Origin of the sequence: Catonella sp. (assembly GCF_052169795.1) — a bacterium.
Lineage (GTDB): Bacteria > Bacillota > Clostridia > Lachnospirales > Lachnospiraceae > Catonella.
This window is the reverse complement of sequence record NZ_JBQNBU010000133.1, coordinates 1-4,355: the sequence shown is the minus strand read 5'-3', so window position 1 is coordinate 4,355 and position 4,355 is coordinate 1. Positions and strand designations below refer to the sequence as shown.

3 protein-coding genes are annotated in these 4,355 nt (G+C 37.1%); 2 read left to right on the top strand and 1 reads right to left on the bottom strand.

Annotation, left to right across the window (positions count from 1 at the left end):
- Together ACTTKP_RS11420 and ACTTKP_RS11415 are read left to right on the top strand one after the other, a co-directional pair.
- The coding region (locus ACTTKP_RS11420) for an ABC transporter ATP-binding protein (RefSeq protein WP_442554025.1) at positions 1-1,043 on the top strand (1,043 nt) is incomplete at its 5' end.
- 9 nt (positions 1,044-1,052) lie between these two features.
- Positions 1,053-2,867 (top strand): ABC transporter ATP-binding protein, encoded by a 1,815-nt coding sequence (locus ACTTKP_RS11415; RefSeq protein ID WP_442554024.1) that lies wholly within the window; start codon positions 1,053-1,055, stop codon positions 2,865-2,867.
- Between the two features lie 234 nt (positions 2,868-3,101).
- Here ACTTKP_RS11415 and ACTTKP_RS11410 read toward each other — a convergent pair whose 3' ends face one another.
- Complete coding sequence (locus ACTTKP_RS11410) at positions 3,102-3,950, bottom strand: Rpn family recombination-promoting nuclease/putative transposase (RefSeq protein WP_442554023.1); 849 nt, start codon at positions 3,948-3,950, stop codon at positions 3,102-3,104.
- Between the last annotated feature and the right edge of the window lie 405 nt (positions 3,951-4,355).

Genomic DNA, 4,355 nt, shown 5'->3' with positions numbered 1-4,355 from the left:
GGATTAGGCTTGACTGGGTACTTGCCTGGTTTTGGTCTATAGGAACATTTTTTCTTAGCCTCCAGACCATGATAGTGGTCGTAATTGGAGCAGTTTTTGCTGTTAAGGGAGAAATGCTTGCCGGTGAATATATTGCGTTTTTTTCATATAACATTATGCTTGTGTGGCCGATAAGAATGCTTGGAAGGTTGGTTTCAGGTCTTAGTCGAAGCGGAATCGCAGCAGAAAGAATAAGATATATTATGGCTTCGGAAGCAGAGGAGGATAAGGGAAAGAAACTTACTCCTAAGATGACGGGTGATATAGTATTTAACAATGTAAATTTTGCCTATGATGAAACAAAGGAGATTGTTAAAAATGTATCATTTACTATAAAGGGAGGTACTACAGTAGGCATACTCGGTGGTACAGGTTCAGGAAAGTCCACACTTATGCACCTTTTAAACAGACTCTATGAGCTTCCTAAGGAAAATGGAAATATAACAATATCAGGTGTGGATATAAATGATATTGAAATAGCCTATCTTCGTGAAAATGTAGGAATGGTACTTCAGGAGCCTTATTTATTTTCAAGAACCTTGGCTGAAAATATAGCTCTTGGCGGTAAGGAGGCAGAGAGAGCAGACATAGAAGAAGCAGCAGGTACTGCAAGTCTTTTAGAGACTATTGAGAATTTTAAGGAAGGCTTTGAGACTACAGTCGGAGAAAGAGGTGTTACACTTTCGGGCGGACAGAAGCAGAGAACAGCCATTGCCCGTATGCTTATCGGAAAGCCACCTATTATGGTATTTGACGATTCGCTTTCTGCCGTTGATGCGGAAACTGATGCAAAGATAAGAAAGGGACTTATGGAAAAGGGAAAAGACAGTACTGTTATTATCATTTCCCACAGAATCACAACTCTTATGGCAGCAGATAATATACTGGTATTTGATAAGGGGAGACTTGCTGAATCAGGTACTCATAATGAACTTCTGGCTAAAGAGGGCATTTACAAGAAAATCTATGACATACAGTCTGTAGCTCTTGACTACGAGTCGTAAGGAGGTTATATGCAGGATAAAACTACGATAAAATTTCTGCCCTGGTTTGGCATACCTAAGCTTTGGCCATATTTCAGGGCATATAAAAAAGATATGGTAATAATGTTTGTAGCAGGTGCTATTTCAACTCTTAGTGAAATAATTTTTCCACTTTTTAACCAATATGCAATAAATAATTTCATAGGGAAAAGAGAATTAAACGGGCTGGGAATATTTGCACTTCTTTATTTTATAACAATATTGATTCAGATTACAATGCAGTTTATTTCGCCTTATGTAGCTTCAAATATCGAAATAAGTGTTGCAAGAGATTTAAGGAATTCAAGCTTTAATCATTTACAAACGCTTTCATTTTCATATTTTAATCAGAATAATGTAGGCTATATACACGCAAGGGTAATGAGTGACACCGGAAGGATTGGTGCGATTGCAGCCTGGGACTTTTTTGATATTATGTGGTCAACGGTATATGTTGTAGGTGCTTTTGCGGTAATGTTCAGTTTAAATGCAAAACTGGCACTTGCAATAGCAATCATTTTGCCGATTGAAGCCATAATAGTTTCAATCTTCCAAAAAAATCTCTTACATCTGAATCGTGAAGTAAGGGAGATAAATTCTGCAATTACAGGAAATTTTAATGAAGGAATAACCGGTGCAAAAGAAATAAAAACTCTCGTTGCAGAAGAAAGAATGAAAGAAAATTTTGACAGAGATACTCTCAACATGAAAAGAAAATCTATAAGAGTAGCTCATTTTTCAGCACTTTCTTTTTCGTTAGTTTCATTTGTAGGTTCAGTTGTAATTGCTCTCGTGCTTATGCAGGCAAGTATTTTAAGCCTTGAAGGAGTTATGCTTATAGGAACCTTGTCCGTATTTATGTCCTATGTGCAGGGAATAATAGAGCCTATAAGTAATATCACACTTACTTTTGCAGATCTCATTGCCTCATCTGTAAATATTGAGAGATTTACAGGGCTTATGGCTACGGAATCGGATGTGGCGGACAGCAAAGAGGTTGTGGAAAAATACGGAGATATATTTAATCCAAAGAAGGAAAACTGGGAAGAGCTGCATGGTGACATAGAGTTCAAGGATGTGACTTTTAAATATCCTGACGGAGATGAATATGTGCTTGAGAATTTTAATCTGAAAGTTCCACAAGGCACTAATGTGGCTATTGTGGGAGAAACAGGAGCAGGAAAATCAACCCTTGTAAATCTTGTCTGCCGTTTCTTTGAGCCTACCAAAGGACAGGTGCTGATAGACGGCAGAGATGCAAGGGAGCGTTCCGGACAGTGGTTACATTCAAATATAGGCTATGTACTGCAGTCTCCACATCTTTTTTCAGGCACAATCAGGGAGAATTTAAGATATGGCAAGCCTGATGCAACTGATGAAGAGATAATGAAGGCACTGGAACTTGTGTCTGCTACAGCAGTAGTAGAGAAGATGGATAAGGGGCTTGACAGTGAGGTGGGAGAAGGCGGAGACCTGCTTTCAACTGGTGAGAAACAGTTGATTTCATTTGTAAGAGCGATAATTGCAGAGCCTAAGATACTGGTACTTGATGAGGCTACTTCTTCTATAGATACTGTGACCGAAAAGATAATTCAGGATGCAATAGAGAAGGTAATCACAGGCAGAACATCATTTGTAATAGCCCACAGACTTTCAACCATAGTAAATGCTGATGTAATCCTTGTGGTAAAGGACGGTAAGATTATAGAGCAGGGAAAACACAAGGAGCTTATGAGACAGAAAGGCTATTATTACGGGCTGTTTACAAGACAGTTTGAGAACAGTGTGGTGGATGAGATAGGGTAAATTTTGATTTAAAGTAAATAACAGACTGACTTGGAAGCAATTCTTGGTCAGTCTGTTATTTAGTTTGCAGAAACATTCGTAATCTGCCCCAATATACCAATAAAACAGGCATTTTACCGGCTTAACTGATTAAATGCTTAACTAAAGTGGGAATATTACCTGTCTTATGGGCAGGGTATGACCAATAATTTTACATAGCCATAACTACATCCATTGGCAGACCTGTAAATTTTGTTATAAGTTCGGGATTTTCAAAGCCATAATCATCTTCTCCGAAAGCCCTGTAATTTCAGCAATTAAATCATCCTTGAAGCCTCTTTTTTTCAAATCACCGGCTATTTTGAATTTTTCATCTTTAGCTCCCAGTTTCTTACCTTCTTTTATACCCCGCTTTTCACCTCGTTTTTCACCACGAGCCTCGCCTTCACTAATCCATTCCTCTTTCCATCTCTGTAAAGTTTCATCCATTTTTACAGCACCTCCTTCATCCAACTTAAATCTGGCTTTAATTTCGCTTGTTACAGGGAATTCATCTGTATTGTAAGTATCATTTTCGGTAAACACTTTCATCAGTTTGGAAAATTTTGAACCATTGTCAATTACTGCATTTGCATATATTTCGGTAAGTCCGTCTTCAACAACCTGTCCTGTTTCCATAACCACTTTTTTCACATGATAGAGTGGTAGCCCGCTCTTAAACATATCAAAGGCTGATATAAATATTACACAGACATCAGGTACAAATTCAAACTTTGTTCCGGTTTCAGTTATATTTGTAGTCAATACAGAGCCGTTATACCTGACTCTTCTAAGGTGATCATCATTATCAGCTTTCTGTACTTCAATGTTAATATGTCTTCCATCTCCGGTTATGCATTTTGCATCCATAATTATAGAACGTCCATGCAGATTTTCCACCTTGCATTGAGGTATATTCTCAGCAACTATGAGTTCATCATCATCTAGGATGACTCGGAGTATTTCTTCACAAAACTCCTTGCTTTCTGCCATCTTGCTAAACATCAAATCATCAATCGGGTTCAGCCCTCTGGCATACTCTTCAAATTCTTTCTTGGTTGGCATTGTAGTCCTTTCTTTCCTAGGATTTGCTATAATGCCTATATGGCTATTATAGCAGATATTTTGAAAAATATAAACTTAGAAATTCCTGCTAAGTAGAGAAAAGATATACTTAGTTTAGAATTAGCATAGATATGAGCCACAATAATCAAGGAGAGTTTGAGACCTTGATAGAAACTTATAGAATGAATGAAATTTATAAATAGTAGTGATTATTATGGCTCATATTTACAAGTAAAATTATAAGATATTTTAAGTTTTTAGCCAACGGTAAAGTGCACAAAATTTAGGGAATTTACTATACAAAATAAACAAAAATTTAAGTATTCTATGGATTTATAGAAATCCTGATATTTATAAATAAACAGGGAGAAAGAAAACTCTCCCTGTTTGGTTGTAACTAAAAGG

Bases quoted from the DNA above. Each gene is read 5' to 3' on its own strand.
- ACTTKP_RS11415 (WP_442554024.1), top strand. From the start codon at position 1,053: ATGCAGGATAAAACTACGATAAAATTTCTGCCCTGGTTTGGCATACCT.
- ACTTKP_RS11410 (WP_442554023.1), bottom strand. From the start codon at position 3,950: ATGCCAACCAAGAAAGAATTTGAAGAGTATGCCAGAGGGCTGAACCCG.